This is a genomic window from Streptomyces africanus (assembly GCF_002150735.1).
In the GTDB taxonomy this organism is placed as follows: Bacteria; Actinomycetota; Actinomycetes; order Streptomycetales; family Streptomycetaceae; genus Streptomyces; species Streptomyces africanus.
Window position 1 is genome coordinate 1 of sequence record NZ_MUKA01000388.1, and the last position, 16,208, is coordinate 16,208.

At 73.1% G+C, this 16,208-nt stretch carries 10 protein-coding genes and 1 pseudogene; 10 read left to right on the forward strand and 1 reads right to left on the reverse strand.

What is annotated here, in order from left to right:
- The 9 genes from CCL05_RS37045 to CCL05_RS37085 all read left to right on the forward strand — a co-directional run.
- On the forward strand, positions 1–1,266 hold a 1,266-nt coding region (locus CCL05_RS37045; RefSeq protein WP_279629959.1), incomplete at its 5' end, for an FtsK/SpoIIIE domain-containing protein.
- A gap of 198 nt (positions 1,267–1,464) precedes the next feature.
- A complete protein-coding gene (locus CCL05_RS37050) occupies positions 1,465–2,871 on the forward strand; it encodes an ABC transporter substrate-binding protein (protein ID WP_167409688.1) in 1,407 nt (468 codons plus the stop codon).
- 30 nt (positions 2,872–2,901) lie between these two features.
- Positions 2,902–4,185, forward strand: coding sequence for a carbohydrate ABC transporter permease (locus CCL05_RS37055; protein WP_086565030.1), 1,284 nt, complete (start codon positions 2,902–2,904; stop codon positions 4,183–4,185).
- Complete coding sequence (locus tag CCL05_RS37060; RefSeq protein ID WP_086565031.1) at positions 4,182–5,042, forward strand: carbohydrate ABC transporter permease; 861 nt, start codon at positions 4,182–4,184, stop codon at positions 5,040–5,042. Before CCL05_RS37055 ends, CCL05_RS37060 begins: the two co-directional genes overlap by 4 nt.
- Positions 5,043–5,184: 142 nt before the next feature.
- The gene (locus CCL05_RS37065; RefSeq protein WP_086565032.1) at positions 5,185–7,446 is read left to right on the forward strand and encodes a bifunctional glycosyltransferase/CDP-glycerol:glycerophosphate glycerophosphotransferase; all 2,262 of its coding nucleotides are present in this window, start codon (positions 5,185–5,187) and stop codon (positions 7,444–7,446) included.
- A gap of 185 nt (positions 7,447–7,631) precedes the next feature.
- A complete protein-coding gene (locus CCL05_RS37070) occupies positions 7,632–9,830 on the forward strand; it encodes a bifunctional glycosyltransferase/CDP-glycerol:glycerophosphate glycerophosphotransferase (protein WP_086565033.1) in 2,199 nt (732 codons plus the stop codon).
- A gap of 8 nt (positions 9,831–9,838) precedes the next feature.
- The gene (locus tag CCL05_RS37075; RefSeq protein WP_086565034.1) at positions 9,839–12,079 is read left to right on the forward strand and encodes a bifunctional glycosyltransferase/CDP-glycerol:glycerophosphate glycerophosphotransferase; all 2,241 of its coding nucleotides are present in this window, start codon (positions 9,839–9,841) and stop codon (positions 12,077–12,079) included.
- On the forward strand, positions 12,076–13,878 hold the full coding sequence (locus tag CCL05_RS37080) for an arabinofuranosyltransferase AftB family protein (protein ID WP_086565035.1): 1,803 nt from the start codon (positions 12,076–12,078) through the stop codon (positions 13,876–13,878). The genes CCL05_RS37075 and CCL05_RS37080 overlap by 4 nt, the downstream gene beginning before the upstream one ends.
- Before the next feature lie 129 nt (positions 13,879–14,007).
- Complete coding sequence (locus tag CCL05_RS37085; protein ID WP_086565036.1) at positions 14,008–15,567, forward strand: hypothetical protein; 1,560 nt, start codon at positions 14,008–14,010, stop codon at positions 15,565–15,567.
- Positions 15,568–15,585: 18 nt separating this feature from the next.
- Here the strand turns inward: CCL05_RS37085 and CCL05_RS37090 are convergent, their stop codons facing one another.
- Entirely contained in the window at positions 15,586–15,999 is a 414-nt protein-coding gene (locus CCL05_RS37090) for an organic hydroperoxide resistance protein (RefSeq protein WP_086565037.1), read from the reverse strand.
- 122 nt (positions 16,000–16,121) lie between these two features.
- Here CCL05_RS37090 and CCL05_RS46650 point away from each other — a divergent pair.
- A pseudogene (locus tag CCL05_RS46650) lies at positions 16,122–16,208 on the forward strand (MarR family transcriptional regulator); the annotation flags it as partial.

Below are 16,208 nucleotides of genomic sequence, written 5' to 3' on the forward strand. Positions count from 1 at the left end.
TCCCCCGCCTGGGCCGAGCGGTTCGCGCGGGCGCTGGCGCCACTGCGTACGGACGGCTCGGCGAGCGAGCGGCAGCCGCGTGTCTCCGCGCCGCTGCCCCAGGCGTCACGGCTGCTGGACGAGCTGGGCCTGGCCCGGGCCACCCCGGCGTCGCTGATGGCGCGCTGGGCGGACGCGGCCGACGACACCGAGGCGCTGGGCGGGCGGGTGCGCGCGGTGCTGGGCGCCGGGCCGCGCGGCCCGGTCTGCGCGGACCTCGCGGCCCAGGGACCGCATCTGCTGGTCGAGGGCCCGCCGGGCAGCGGCCGTACGGAGCTGCTGCGGGCGATCGTCGCGTCCCTGGCCGCCGCCGAGCGGCCGGACCGGCTGGGCATCGTGCTGGTCGACGGCCGGGGCGGCCCCGGCGCGGGCGGCGGGGCCGGCGAGGGACTGCGCGTCTGTACGGACGTCCCGCATGTCACCACGTACCTCACGGCCCACGACCCGGTCCGGATGCGCGAGTTCGCGCAGTCCCTGAGCGCCGAGCTGAAGCGGCGCGCCGAACTGCTGGGCCGGTCCGACTTCGCCGAGTGGCACACCGGGCGCGAGCTGTCGGGCCGTATGGTCACCCAGCGCACGGCGACGGCCCGGGGCGGCGCCCAGGCCGATCCACGTACCGGGACGGCCGCAGGGGCCGGGGATCTCGACTCCCCGTCCAGCTCGACGATGCGGCTGCGGCCCGGAGCGGCCCGGCGGCAGACACAGGCGGCGCCGCCGCTGCCCCGGCTCGTCGTGGTCGTGGACGACCTGGACGCGCTGGTCTCGCCCGCCCTCGGCTCGACCGGACGGCCCGCGGCCGGGTCGGTGATGCGCGCGCTGGAGGCCGTGGCCCGGGAGGGCGAGCGGCTGGGCGTCCATGTGGTGGCGGCCACCGGCCCGTGCGCCCGGACGGCGGAGACGGAACCGGCGCGCCGGGCCACTCTCCGCGTGACCCTCGACGCCCCGGCACCGGGCCCTGACGAGCCCGCCCCCGGCCGTGGCCGTCTCGCCTGCGGGGACGGGCGGGTCACACCGTTCCAGGGCGGGCGGGTCACCGGCCGTATCCCCCGGACGGCGACGCTGCGGCCCACGGTCGTGCCCCTCGAATGGCACCGCATGGGTGACCCTCCGGCCCGCCGTCCGGTGCGGGAACTCGGAAACGGCCCGACCGACCTGGCACTGTTGGCCAGCGCGCTGGAAAGGGCGGCGCGGGAGGTCGCGGCGGCCCAGGTGCCGTCACTTCTGTAAGGACCTGGCCCTCGTCCAGGGCACTGGCTGGATGCCGACCCCCCTCGGTTGATCAGGGACGAGTCCCTGGTCACGAGGGGGTCACGATCCCCCGCTTGACAGCCGATGCCATCTTGCCGCCCCTGCACACCCGGGCGTAGACCAGATCGCACGGGAGCGCGCTCGACGTTCGACGAGGGAACGAAGAACGGGGCAGTCATGCGCATGACGAGCAGCACCAGCCTGAAACGCCGGTCGCCGGAGCGGGACAAGGCGGCCCCCCAGCACCGCAGAGCCGCCAAGGCCGCGGCCGCCGTCGCCGCGGGAGCGCTCGCGCTCTCGCTCACCGCCTGCGGAGGCGACGACAAGGACAGCAGTGGAAGCCCGGGGAACACCGAGGAGGCCGCCACCAGCAAAGTCACTCTTCCGAAGCTCGACGGGACGAGCCTGGAGATCGCCGCCGTGTGGACCGGCGCGGAACAGGCCAACTTCAAGAAGGTCCTTGGCGAGTTCGAGAAGCGCACGGGTGCCAAGGTCACGTTCGTGCCCGCCCAGGACCCGATCATCAACTTCATCGGCTCGAAGGTGGCCGGCGGGCAGCCGCCGGACATCGCGATGCTGCCGCAGCCGGGCGCCATCAAGCAGGCCGTCGACCGCGGCTGGGCCAAGCCCATCGGCGCGGAGGCGCAGAAGGAACTCGGCGAGAACTACTCGCAGGGCTGGCAGGACATCGGCAAGGTGGGCGGCAAGCAGTACGGCGTCTACTACAAGGCCGCCAACAAGTCCCTGATCTGGTACAACAACCAGGTCTTCGAGAACGCCGGGGCGAGCGAGCCCGAGACCTGGCCGGATCTGCTGAAGACCGCGCAGACGGTCTACGACTCCGGCGTCACCCCGTTCTCCGTCGGCGGCGCCGAGGGCTGGACGCTGACCGACTGGTTCGAGAACGTCTACCTCTCCCAGGCCGGCCCGGAGAAGTACGACCAGCTGGCCAAGCACGAGATCAAGTGGACGGACCCGTCCGTGAAGGACGCGCTGACCACGCTCGCGCAGGTGTGGGGCAAGCCCGACTACATCGCGAAGGGTGCGTTGCAGACCGACTTCCCGGCCTCCGTCACGCAGGTCTTCACCGGCGGGGACCAGCCCAAGGCCGCCATGGTCGCCGCGGGCGACTTCGCGCAGGTCAACATCCCGAAGAGCATGAAGATCGGCACGGACGCGAAGGTGTTCCCGTTCCCGGCGGTCGGTGACAACGGGCCGGTGGTCTCGGGCGGTGACGCGGCCGTGATCCTTCAGGACTCCAAGGGGTCGCAGGCCCTGGCCACCTGGCTCGCCTCGCCGGACGCGGCACAGATCCAGGCCAAGCTGGGCGGCTACCTCTCGCCGAACAAGAACGTGCCGAACTCCGCGTACCCGAACGCGGTGCAGCAGAGGATCGCCAAGGCGCTCATCGACGCCGGTGACGACTTCCGCTTCGACATGTCCGACCAGGCCCCGCAGGCCTTCGGCGGCACGCCCGGCAAGGGCGAGTGGAAGATCCTCCAGGACTTCCTGAAGAACCCGAAGGACGTCGCGGGGGCGCAAGCGAAGCTGGAGGCCCAAGCGGCCGCGGCCTACGGAGACTGACGGCATGCCGTCGGTAAGTCGCGCAAGAGTGTGACCGGCACCCGCAGGATGGTCGCGGCGCTGTTCCTGCTTCCCGCGCTCGTCCTGCTCGGCGCGCTCGTGGTGTACCCGATCGGGTACTCGGTGGTCCGCAGCTTCTACGACCAGTCCGGCGACGGCTTCGCCGGGATCGACAACTACAAGGCCCTCTTCACCGACGAGGGCATCCGCACCGCGCTGAAGAACAACGTCATCTGGGTGGTGTTCGCGCCGACGGTCGCGACGGCGCTGGGCCTCATATTCGCGGTGCTGACCGAACGGGTGCGCTGGGGCACGGCCTTCAAGCTGGTCGTCTTCATGCCGATGGCGATCTCGATGCTGGCGGCGGGCATCATCTTCCGCCTGGTGTACGACCAGGACCCGGACAAGGGCGTCGCGAACGCGGTGTGGGTGGGCGTGCACGACACGTTCGCCCAGGCGTCGGCGTTCCCCAAGGCCCACCCGGGCCGTCAGTCGCCGCTGGAGCCGGCGGGCGGGGGCGCGTTCATCACCAAGTCGCCCGTCCGTGCGGGCGAGACCGTCTCGCTCCCCCTGGTGGGTGTCGCACCGGACCTGATGCCGGACGGCGCCAAGCCCGCCGTGGCGGCGAAGCCCGAGCCGGACAAGATCACCGGCACGACCTGGCAGGACTTCACGCGGGGCAAGGGCGTCGGCAAGCTGAACAGCGTCGATGCGTCCGAACTGGGCTATGCCGGCATGAGGATCGAGGCGGTCAAGGACGACAAGGTCGTGGCCTCCACCACGGCCGGCGACGACGGCACCTTCACCCTGCCGGCCTCGGCCGACGGAGCCCTGCTCCGGCTGCCGGACAGCAACTTCAAGGAGCCGTACAACGGCCTGGACTGGCTCGGCCCGTCCCTGGTCACCCCGTCCATCATCGGCTCGTACATCTGGATGTGGGCGGGCTTCGCGATGGTGCTGATCGCGGCCGGGCTCGCGGGCGTGCCGCGCGAACTCCTGGAAGCGGCCAGGGTCGACGGCGCGAGTGAGTGGCAGGTGTTCAGACGGGTCACGGTGCCGCTGCTGGCGCCGGTCCTCGCGGTCGTCACCGTCACCCTGATGATCAACGTGCTGAAGGTCTTCGACCTGGTCTTCATCATCGCCCCCGGATCCTCCCAGGACGACGCGAACGTCCTCGCCCTGGAGCTGTACCGCAAGGGCTTCTCCGAGGACCAGCCGGGCATCGCCAGCGCCATCTCGGTGTTCCTGCTGCTGCTCGTGATCCCGGTGATGTGGTTCAACGTAAGGCGGCTGAGGCGGGAGGTGCGGCGATGAAGACGAAGCAGTCGCTGGGGTCCCGGCTCGCCGAGGGCGTCAGCGGTGGGCTGGTGCGGGTGTTCCTCATCGTCGTCGGCCTGTTCTGGCTGGTGCCGACGATCGGTCTGCTGCTGTCCAGTCTCCGCTCACCGGAGGACATCGCGGCGAGCGGCTGGTGGAAGGTGTTCACCGAGCCCTCGCAGATCACCTTCGACAGCTACCGGAAGCTGCTGGAGAACGAGGACATCACCAGCTCGCTGCTGAACACGGTGTGGATCACCGTGCCGGCGACGCTGCTGGTCGTGATCATCGGCTCGCTGGCGGGCTACGCCTTCGCCTGGATGGAGTTCCCGGGCCGGGACTGGTGGTTCCTGGGCGTGGTCGGCCTGTTGGTGGTGCCGGTGCAGGTCGCGCTGATCCCGATCGCCGAACTCTTCGGCACCATCGGCATCTTCGGCTCGGTGCTCGGCGTGGTGTTCTTCCACGTCGGTTTCGGTCTGCCGTTCGCGGTGTTCCTGCTGCGGAACTTCTTCGCGGAGATCCCGAGGGAGCTGCTGGAGGCGGCGCGCCTGGACGGGGCGGGTGAACTGCGGCTGTTCTTCCGTGTCGTGATGCCGCTCGGCGCCCCGGCGATCGCCGCCCTCGGCATCTTCCAGTTCCTGTGGGTGTGGAACGACCTGCTGGTCGCGCTGATCTTCTCGGACTCCGGGAGCCAGCCGATCACGGTCGCACTCCAGACGCAGGTACGGCAGTTCGGCAACAACATCGACGTGCTGGCACCCGGCGCGTTCATCTCGATGGTGGTCCCGCTGGCCGTCTTCTTCGCGTTCCAGCGGCAGTTCGTGTCCGGTGTGATGGCGGGAGCCGTCAAGTAGCGTCCAGGGCAAGGAACTTGGAGGGGCGGACCGGGCGTGGTCCGCCCCTCGTGCGTTCCCCCGGATGCCGTAGTCGCCGTAACCAACTCGGCCCATCGGCCGTTCCCGGGCCGAACGCCCGCGCCGACCGATGGATGGCCTCTTGCCCAGGTTCAGTGTCATTGTCCCCGCGTACCAGGTTCAGGCGTACCTGCACGAGTGCCTCGAATCGGTGCTCTCCCAGTCCTGTCCCGATCTGGAACTGATCGTCGTCGACGACTGCTCGCCGGACGGGTGCGGCGCGATCATCGACGAGTTCGCCGCCCGCGACGCGCGCGTCCACCCCGTCCATCTGCCGCAGAACGTCGGCCTGGGCCGCGCGAGAAACGCCGGCGTGTCCCACGCGAGCGGCGACTACCTGCTGTTCCTCGACAGCGACGACACCCTCACGCCCGACGCGCTGCGGTCCATCGCCGACCGGCTGAAGGAGACCGGCGAGCCGGACGTCCTCGTCTTCGACTACGCGCGCACCTACTGGACGGGGGAGGCGGTCCGCAACCAGGCGTCCCTCCAGCTCACCGAGCAGGGCCCGGCCCCGTTCCGCCTGGAGGACCGGCCGGGCCTGCTGCGGCTGCTGATGGTCGCCTGGAACAAGGCCTACCGGCGGGAGTTCGTCGAGGAGCAGGGGTTCGCCTTCCCGCCCGGGTACTACGAGGACACGCCGTGGACGTACCCGGTGCTGATGACCGCGGAGTCGATCGCGACCCTCGACCGCGTCTGCGTGCACTACCGGCAGCGACAGCAGGGCAGCATCCTGCGCACCACCAGCGAGCGGCACTTCGACGTCTTCGAGCAGTACGACCGGGTGTTCGCGTTTCTTGAGGAGCGGCCCGAACTGGCCCGGTGGCGGCCGGTGTTGTTCCGCCGCATGGTCCATCATCTGGCGATCGTGTACGCGCGACGGGACCGGCTGCCCCGCGGCACGCACGCGGACTTCATGCGCCGGGCCCGCGCCCACTACCGCCGCTACCGCACCCCCGGCCTCCCCGTCCCCCTGCGCTGCCGGATCCACCACACCCTGATCCGCTTCGGCCTGCACCGCACCTACCGCGCGCTCCAGCTGGCCTCTGCCCTGCACCGCCGCGTCGCGCGGACCACCGGGAAGGTGCTGTGCGGCGTGCGGTCCGCCGCGCTCGGGCTGCACTACCGCGTCCAGCGCTGTCTCCCGCTGCGCGCCGACCGGGCCGTCTTCGCCGCCTACGACGGCCGTGGCCACTGCTGCAACCCGGGGGCGCTGGAGTCCGCGTTCCGCGATCTCGCGCCGCACATCCGCACGGCGTGGATCGCCCGTCCCGAGCACCACCACACGATCCCGCCGGGCACGCGCCGCCTCGTCCCGGGCACGGCCGCCTACTGGACGGCACTCGCCCGCTCCGCCTACCTGGTCAGCAACACCGACTTCGACCACCGCCTGGTCAAGCGCCGGGGCCAGACCCTGATCCAGACCGGGCAGGGCACCCCGCTGGGGCACATCGGCCTCGACCTCCAGGAGCGCCCGGCGGCGGCGCGGGGCAGGGACTTCGCCCGGCTGCTCAAGGGCGTCGACCAGTGGGACTACCTGCTGTCCGCCAACCGCCACACCACCCTCACCCACGAGCGCGTCCACCCCGGCCGCTACACCACGCTGGAGTACGGCTGTCCCCGCAACGACGTGTTCCGCAGGGCGACCCCGGCGGACGTGGCCCGGCTGCGCTCCTCGCTCGGCATCCCGGAGGGCACGGTGGCGATCCTCTACGCGCCGACCCGCCGCGACTACCGCCGCTCCCAGCGCCACGCCCTCGACCTCCAGCGGATCGTGCGCCGCCTGGGCCCGCGCTTCATGGTGCTGGCCCGCGCCCACCACGCCTACGACGCCCCGCTGGCCGGCACCTGCGGCCGGGTCGTGGACGTCAGCGACCATCCGAGTGTCCAGTCGCTGTGCCTGGCCTCGGACGCCCTGGTCACGGACTACTCCTCGCTGATGTTCGACTACGCCAACCTCGACCGGCCGATCGTGATCCACGCCGACGACTGGGAGGCGTACGACGCGGCCCGCGGCACCTACTTCGACCTGCGCTCCTTCCCGCCGGGCGCGGTTGCGCGCGGCGAGGACGAGCTGATCGACATCTTCGCCACCGGCCACTGGCGCGGCTCCCGGTCGGCCCAGCTGCGCTCGGCGTTCCGGGAGCGGTTCTGCACCTACGACGACGGCCGGGCCGCCGAGCGGGTCGTGCGCCGGGTCGTCCTCGGGGAGTCGGACCTGCCGCCGGTCGTGCCGCTCGACGAGCGCCGGCCGGTGCCGTCGGCGGCGGCCTCGCTGGTGCGCGAGCCGCTCACCACGGTGCCGCAGCCGGCCGGTCCGCCCGTCGTCACCGACCTCCTCTGAGCCCGGTTGTCGCGCGTGGGAGTCCGCATGCCCTCCAGCCCGTCGCGGCCGACCCCGAGCCGGCCGCCCTCCTGGCGCCCGTCCGGGAGGCCGGGACGCCGTGGTCGCGTCGCCTGACGCGGCTGTTCGCTTCCACAGCCCCTCGCCCCCCCGGCAGAGCCTCGCCCCTCGACAGAAAGAGCAGAATGCCCCGCTTCAGCATCGTCGTCCCGTCCCATGGGGTCGCGGGCCGGCTGTCCCAGGCGCTGGACTCGATCCTCGCCCAGTCGTTCGGCGACTTCGAGCTGATCCCGGTGTGCGACGCGCCCGACTCGCCCGCGGCGGACGTCGTCGCCGGGTACGCCGAGCGGGACTCCCGGGTGACGCCGGTGCACTCGCCGCCGGCGGCCGGTCTGGCCGGGGCGCGCAACACCGGGCTGCGGTCGGCGGTCGGCGGCCATGTGCTGTTCCTCGACGGGGACGACGTCCTGGTCCCGGGGGCGCTGGCGGCGCTGGACGCCCGGCTGGGCGCGGTCGGCGACGTCGACGTCCTGTACTTCGAGCACGAGCGCACCCCCTGGTGGGAGGGCGAGCCGGTCAACCCGGCCGCGCCCCTGCTCGCCGGGACTCCGGACGGGGCCTTCTCCCCCGGCCGGGTCCCGCGGCTGACGGGCGTGGCGCTGCCGGCGTGGAGCGCGGCCTACCGCCGGTCCTTCCTCACCGAGCAGGGCCTCGTCTTCCCCGGGGACCACTTCACCGACACCGGGTTCGGCGGTCTCGTCACCCTGCGGGCGGAGCGGGTGGCGGCCCTGCGCGCGGTCGTCGTCCGGCATCTGCTGCGCCGGCAGGGCAACCGCCTCAACCTGCCGGGAGAACACCACGCCGAGCTGCTCGACCAGACCGAGCTGGTGCTGACGCGGGCCGTGGAGCAGGGGCTGCCCGCGGACCGGCTGGGGCCGTTGTTCGAGCAGCTCTTCGCCGCCGTGCTGAAGACGGCCGCCCATCCCCGGCGGCTGCCGGCCGGGCGGCGTGCCTTCTTCCGCCGGGCGAGCGCGCTCTACCGGCGGCACCGCCCCGCGGGCTACCGGCCGCCGGGCGGCAGCCTCGGTGTCCAGCACCGGCTGCTGGCGGCCGGATCGTACGCCGCGTTCCGCACCCTGCGCGCCGCCAACCGGCGGGCCGCGGGAGCCGCCGCGCTGCTCCCGCGCCCGAGAGGGCTGCGCACCCGCCTGCGGTACGCGGCGGCCCTGCGTCTGCCCCTCGACGAGAACCTGGTCGTGTACTGCGCGTACTGGGGCCGCGGCTACGCCTGCAACCCGGCCGCGATCCATGCCAAGGCCCGCGAACTCGCCCCGCACCTGCGCTCGGTGTTCCTGGTGGAGCCGGAGGCGGTGGACGCCATGCCGCCGGACGTGGAGTACGCGGTGATCGGCAGCCGGACGTACTGGCGGGTGCTGGCCCGCGCCAAGTACCTGGTCAACAACGCCAACTTCGCGGACGCCGTCGTCAAACGCCCCGGCAGTGTGCACCTGCAGACGCAGCACGGCACACCGCTGAAGAAGATGGGCGCCGACCAGGCGACCTACCCCGTGGTGGCCGCGGCGACCGGGAGCTTCGCCAAGCTGCTGGCCCGGGTCGACCGCTGGGACTACAACCTCACCTCCAACCGGCACTCCACCGAGATGTGGGAGAAGGCGTTCCCCGGCGCGCACGAGACCCTGGAGTACGGCTATCCGCGCAACGACGTCTACTGCACGGCGTCCGCCGAGGACGTCGCCCGCGTCCGCAAGGAGCTGGGCGTCCCGGACGGCAAGAAGGCCCTGCTCTACGCGCCCACGCACCGCGACTACGCCACCGGCTTCGCCTCGGGTCTGGACCTGGCGGAGTTCTGCGAGGCGATCGGCGACGACTACGTGGTGCTGCTGCGCGCCCACTACTTCTACGACCAGGGGGCGAGCCGGGGCGGCGGCCGGATCATCGACGTCACCGGGCATCGCTCCTCGGAGGACGTGTGCCTGGCCGCCGACGCCCTGATCACCGACTACTCGTCGATCATGTTCGACTACGCCAACCTGGACCGGCCCATCGTCGTGTACGCCGACGACTGGGACGTCTACCGGGAGCTGAGGGGCGTCTACTTCGACCTGATGCGCATCCCGCCCGGCCGGGTCGCCCGCACGCCCGAGGAACTGGCGGCCGTCTTCCGCGACGGCACCTGGGCGGACGGGTCCGCCACGGCCCTGCGCGCCGCGTTCCGTGAGCGCTTCTGCCAGTTCGACGACGGGCGGGCCGCCGAGCGCGTCGTACGCCGGGTGCTGCTGGGTCAGCCGCCCGAGTCGATCCCGCCCGTGATCCCGCTCGCGGAGCGCGTCCCGGCCCCCGCCGCCACCCTCGTGAGGAGCTGACCGAAGAAGTGCCCCGCTTCAGCATCATCGTCCCCGTCTACAAGGTGCAGGGCTTCCTGCGCGAGTGTCTCGACTCGGTGCTCGGCCAGTCGTACGGCGACTTCGAGGTGATCGCCGTGGACGACCGCTCGCCGGACGGCAGCGGTGCGATCCTCGACGAGTACGCGGCCCGCGACGCCCGGGTGCGGGTGCTGCACCTGCCCGAGAACGTGGGCCTCGGCCGGGCCCGCAACGCCGGTCTGGAGCAGGCGGCCGGCGACTACGTCCTCTTCCTCGACAGCGACGACCACTACACGCCGGGCCTGCTGGCGGCCGTCGCCGCGCGCCTCGATGCGACCGGCGAGCCGGACATCCTGGTCTTCGACCACGTGCGCACGTACTGGTGGGGCCGGGGCGGGCGCAGCGAGGCGGCGGACCTGCTGGCCGCGGCCGGCACGGACACCTTCACCGTCCGGGAGAGCCCGCAGTACCTGAACCTCTTCCTGGTCGCCTGGAACAAGGCGTACCGCCGGTCCTTCTTCCAGGAGCACGGCCTGCGGTACGCGCCGGGGCTGTACGAGGACGCGCCGGTCACCTACCGGTCGATGGTGCTGGCGGACCGCATCGCCTGCCTGGACCGGATCGGGGTGGAGTACCGGCAGCGCCGGCAGGGCGCGATCACCAAGACGCCGGGGCGCCGGCACTTCGAGATCTTCCCGCAGTACGAGGGCCTGTTCGCGTTCCTGGAGCAGCGCCCCGACCTCGACTGGGCCCGGCCGCTGCTCCTGGAGCGGGCCCTGGACCACATGCTGTTCGTGCTGTCCCGCCAGGACCGGGTGCGGCCCGCGGACCGGGGCGACTTCTACCGTGAGATCCGCTCCTTCCACCGCCGTCACCTCCCCGAGGGCGGCTTCCCGGAGCCGGACGGCTGGCGCGGGGTCGAGATGCGGCTGCTGGCGTCGGCGCCCTACGCGTCGTACGCGGCGGTGCGGGGACTGCGGGACGTGCGCGCGGCCGTCCTGGGCGGGCAGCGGCGGGTGGCGCGGAAGGCGTCGGAGACCGCCGTGCGCACCTGGTACCGGGCCCAGTCGAAGCTGCCCCTCGATCCGCACCTCGCCGTCTACTCGGCGACCCACCACCGGGGCGTGTCCGGCGACCCGGCCGCGATCCACGCCAAGGCGCGCGAGCTCGCCCCGCACATCCGGGGCGTGTGGGTGGTCCGGGAGGACGCGGTGGACGCGCTGCCGCCCGGCACCGACCATGTGACGCCGGGCTCGCGGCGCTACCACGAGGTCATGGCGCGCGCCACGTACTGGGTGAACAACGTCAACTGGCCCGGCACCCTGGCCAAGCGGCCCGGCAGCGTCCACATCCACACCCACCAGGGCACCCCGCTCAAGTACATGGGCGCCGATCTGCTGACCAAGCCGGGCGCCCGGCACGGCTTCGACGTGCCGCAGATGCTGCGCCGCGCCGACCGCTGGGACTACAGCCTGGTCGCGGGGCGGCACGCGGAGCGGGCCTGGGAGCGGGCGTACCCGTGCCACTTCACCTCGCTGCGGACCGGCAGCCCGCGCAACGACGTGCTGGTCGGCGCCGGCCCGGAGCGGGGCCGGGCCGTGCGTGAGCGGCTCGGCATCCCCGCTGATCACACGGTCGTGCTGTACGCGCCGACCCGGCGCGACTACCGGCGGGGCGGGCACGTGGACCGGTTCGACCTGGCCCGGTTCGCCGCGGACCTCGGCCCCGGCCACACGCTCGTCGTCCGCCTGCACCCGTCGCTGGCCCAGGGCGTGGCACGCGGCCTGGGCCTCGCCGACCTGCACCGGCGGGGGGTGGTGGTGGACGCGACCGACGAGCCGCACGTCGAGGATGTGCTGCTCGCCTCCGACGCGCTGGTGACCGACTACTCCGCCCTGATGTTCGACTACGTCCTCCTGGACCGGCCGGTCGTGGTGCACGCCGACGACTGGGGCGCGTTCACGGCGAGCCGGGGCGCCTACTTCGACGTCACGGCCGACGCGCCGGGGCATGTGTCGCGCTCCTATCGGGAGCTGGCCTGGCTGTTCGCGTCCGGCACCTGGCAGGACGCGGAGTCGGCGCGGCTGCGGGCGGACTTCCGGGACCGGTACTGCGAGTTCGAGGACGGGCAGGCCGCCGAGCGGGTGGTACGGCTGCTGATGCTGGGCGAGCGGGGCGGTGCGCTGCTGCCCGCGGCCCGCCGCACCCCAGGGCTGCCTGCCCGGTCCGGGGCGCTGATCGAGCGATGACGACTCCCGCCACCCCCGAGGCCGTTCCCTCCCTGCCCGGCCAGCGGGCCTCCTCGGCCCGGCCGGCCGTCGTCGAGCGGCTGCGGCCGGTGCACTGGTGGCACGCGGCCCTGGTCGCCGTACCGACCGCGGCCCTGTTCGTGCTGGGCTACCGGCGGCGCTGGATCTGCGACGACGGGCTGATCTACCTGCGCCCGGTCCGGCAGATCCTGGCGGGCAACGGGCCGGTGTTCAACGTCGGGGAGCGGGCGGAGAGTTCGACCGGCACCCTGTGGCAGTGGCTGCTCGCGCTCGCCACCTGGGTCACCGGCGAGGATCCGGCGTTCCTCGCGGTCGGGCTCGGGCTGCTGCTGAGCACGGCCGGGTTCGGGCTCGCCCTGTACGCCACGGGCCGGCTGCACCGGGGCGCGGGGCTGCTGCTTCCCGCGGGTGTGTTCGTGCTGCTGGCCGTGCCGCCGTTCTGGTCGTACATGACCTCCGGCCTGGAGAGCGGCCTCGGCGCCTTCTGGACCGGCCTGTCGTGGTGGCTGCTGACGGGCACCCGGAGGGGTCGGCAGGCCCGGGTGACGTGCGCCGCCGCGTTCGTGTTCGGGCTGGGGCCGCTGGTCCGGCCCGATCTGGCGGTGGTCACGGTGTGCTTCCTGGCGGCGCAGTGGTGGGTGCTGCGCCCGTCCCGCCGGGGCACGGCGGCGATGGCGGCCTCGGCGGTGGCGCTGCCGCTGGCGTACGAGGTGTTCCGGGCCGGGTACTACGGGGTCCTGGTGCCGCTGCCCGCCATCGCCAAGGAGGCGAGCGCCAGCGACTGGGGCCGGGGCGCCGGCTATGTGCAGGAGACGCTCGGGCCCTACTGGCTGTGGCCCGTCGTGCCCGTGCTCGCCGCGCTGGCCGTCCTCCTCGTGCGGCGCACCGGGCCGGCAGGGCGGGACCGCGCCCCGGGGCGGGCCTCGCTCGCGGTGCTGCTGGCGCCGCTCGCGGCGGGTGCGCTGCTCGCCGGGTACGTCGTCCGGGTCGGCGGCGACTACATGCACGCCCGCATGATCCTGCCCGCGCTTCTGCTGCTGCTCCTGCCGGTGCTGGTCGTCCCCGCGACCCGGTTCACGGCTGTCGCGAGCGCGCTGCTGGCGGTGTGGCTGTGCGCGGCGGTCAGCCCGCTGCGGGCGCCGTTCGACGTGCGCACCACGCCCGGCTCGTTCAACGTGCGCAGCTCCGACGTGGAGGGCCTCGGCGACCACAACCCGGTGCGCACCGCCACCTGGGTGGCCAACTGGCCGGCCCTGCCGGAGGGGCGCGGCATGCTGGCGCGGGCCGCGCGGGCGCCCCGGCCGACCCTGCTGTACTTCGACGCCGCGCGCCGGCTGCACGCCACGCCGATGCGCGAGGACTCCCCGTACCACGTGGTGATCGTGGGACGTCACCTCGGCGTCACGGGAGCCGCGGCGCCGCTCGACGCCTATGTCAACGACGCCTGGGGGCTGGCCAGTCCCGTCGGCGCGCATCTCGCGCTGGAGCGGTGGAGCTGGCCCGGGCACGAGAAGTTCCTGCGCAACTACTGGGTCTTCGCGGAGTGGGCGGTGCGGCACCCGCCGCAGCGCGATCTGCTGCGGGCCGGGGCCCCGCGGGAGGCGGTCGAGGCGGCCCGGGCCGCGCTGGGCTGCGGCGAGCTGGCCGAGCTGAAGGAGTCGGTGCGCGCGCCGCTCACCGCCGAGCGGTTCTGGCGGAACCTCACGGGGGCCGCCGAGCGGACGCGGTTCCGGTTCGCGCGCTGGCCGGCCGCGGCGGAGCGGGCGCTGTGCGACTGACGGCGGCAGGCGGGTGAATCGGCAGGTGGGTGCAGTCGCCTCACCCGATGAAGTGACCCGGGGTCAGGCCCGCGGGACGGGCGGGAACATTCGGCGCATGCCCCAGTCCCTCCCCCTCCCGACAGTCCGGTGAGCGCCCACGTCCTCGTCCGGCGGACCGTGCGCGGCGCGACGGCGCTGCGCGCCGGCCGCATGGGGCGCCCGACCCCGTACCAGTTCTTCGGCGCCCTGTTCTGGCTGGTGATGACGCTGGCGTACTGGCGGGTCCCACTGTGCTGCGACGCCGGGCAGCACGCGGCGGTCGTCGAGCGTCTCAAGGCCGACCTGCTGCACCCGGCCCACACCATGGCCGATCTGCCGGGCGAGGGCAGCCCGTACTACGGGCCGTACGCCGTCGCCCAGGGCGTCCTGGCGCGGCTGACGGGGCTGTCCGGCTGGGCGGTCGTGAAGCTCGCCGGGCCGGTGCACCTGCTGGTGCTGCTGACGGGGACCGGCCGTTTCGTCCGGGCCCTCACCCCGCGCCCGTGGGCGCCGGTCCTGGCGCTGCTGTTCATGACGCTGCTGTGGGGCACCGCGCGGATCCTGTGGAGCGGCTACCTCGGCCTGATGTCGATGACGACGAACCTGGGCTATCCGTCGGCGGTCGCGATCGGCGTGACGTTCTGGGCGTGGGCCTGGACCTGCGTGCGCGCCCGGGACGACGCCCCCGCCGTCCGCTTCGTCGGCCCGAGCGGGCTCGGCGGCTGGTGGGGGTATGCCGGGATCGGCGCCCTGTACGGGCTGATCCTGCTCACCCATCCCGTCACGGCGGCCTCGGCGCTCGTCGGGGCGGTGGCGATCGTGGCGTCGCGGCAGCGGGGGTGGTCCCGGCCGGTCGTGGCGCGCTGGGTGCTCGCCGGCGGGGCCTGTGCGGCGGTCGCCGTGTCGTGGCCGTACTACGACGTCCTGACGCTGGTGGGCGACACCGGCATGGACGCGATGCACCGGCGGCTGTACGAGGGGATGCTCGCCAACTCCTGGCTGGCGCTGCTCGGCCTGCCCGCGCTGTGGGTGCGGGCCCGCGGGCCGGTGCGGGACCCGCTGGTGCTGATGTTCGTGCTGGAGGGCCTGCTGGTGGCGTACGGCTGGGTGAGCGGGCACTACACGTACGCCCGGGCCCTGTGGGCGGTGCTGGTGCCGCTGCAGTTCGCGCTGGCGGTGGAGCTGGCGGCGCCCCGGCCGTGGCGGCGGGCCCGGCGGGTGCTGGGCGGGGCGGCGGCGGCCGGGGTGTGCGTCGGGTTCGTCACCGTGCACGCCGGGGCGGTCGTGCCGCGCTCGGTCGACCCGGTGGGGTTCACGCAGCCGACGCGCTGGCCGTCGTACGACTGGGCGGCGCGGCACATCGGGCCGGGCGAGGTGGTGATCACCGACGGGTATCTGGCCGGCCACTCCATCGCCGGGTACGGACCGAACCTGGCCGCGCCCATCTGGCCCGACCCCGCCCTCGACGAGCGGGAGCGGCGGCGCCGGGCGGCTGACGTGCGCGCCTACCTGGCCCGCGACTCGACCCGCGCCGAGCGGGCCGCCGTCGTCCGCCGCTATCACGTGCGCTGGCTGCTGCTGACGCGCTGGCACCCGGTGCCCGAGGAGGCCGTGGTGGTGGCGTGGAGCAGACGGACGGGGGAGGTGCTGGCGCGGGTCGGGGGGTGACGGTGCTTACTCGATTGCTTATTCGATGACCAGGTCGACGTCGATGTTGCCGCGGGTGGCGTTGGAGTACGGGCAGACCTGGTGGGCCTGCTCGACCAGTTTGCGGCCGGTCGTCTCGTCGACGCTGTCGGGGAGCTCCACGCGGAGGGTGACGGCGAGCCCGAAGCCCTCGCCCTGCTTGCCTATGGAGACCTCGGCGGTCACGGCGGCGTCGCTGACGTCGACCTTGGCCTGGCGGCCGACGAGGCCGAGGGCGCTGCCGAAGCAGGCGGCGTACCCGGCGGCGAAGAGCTGCTCGGGGTTGGTGCCCTGGCCGTTGCCGCCCATCGACTGGGGCACGCCCAGCGCGAGGTCCAGCACGCCGTCGGAGCTGACGGCGCGGCCGTCGCGGCCGTGGGTGGCGGTGGCGACAGCGGTGTAGAGCGCGTCCATGGAAAACCTTCCCTCTCACGTCATGGTTCGGCGGTCCGCTTCCGGGCCGCCCGACACCCAGAATTAGAGCACACAATTAAGTTGTGCGCAATTGAATGACGGACACAAGGTACCCTGGGAGCATGAACACGCCGGACGACGACTGGCTCCGCCTGGACCAGCAGATCTGCTTTTCCCTGCACGCGGCCTCCCGCGCCTTCAACGGCGTC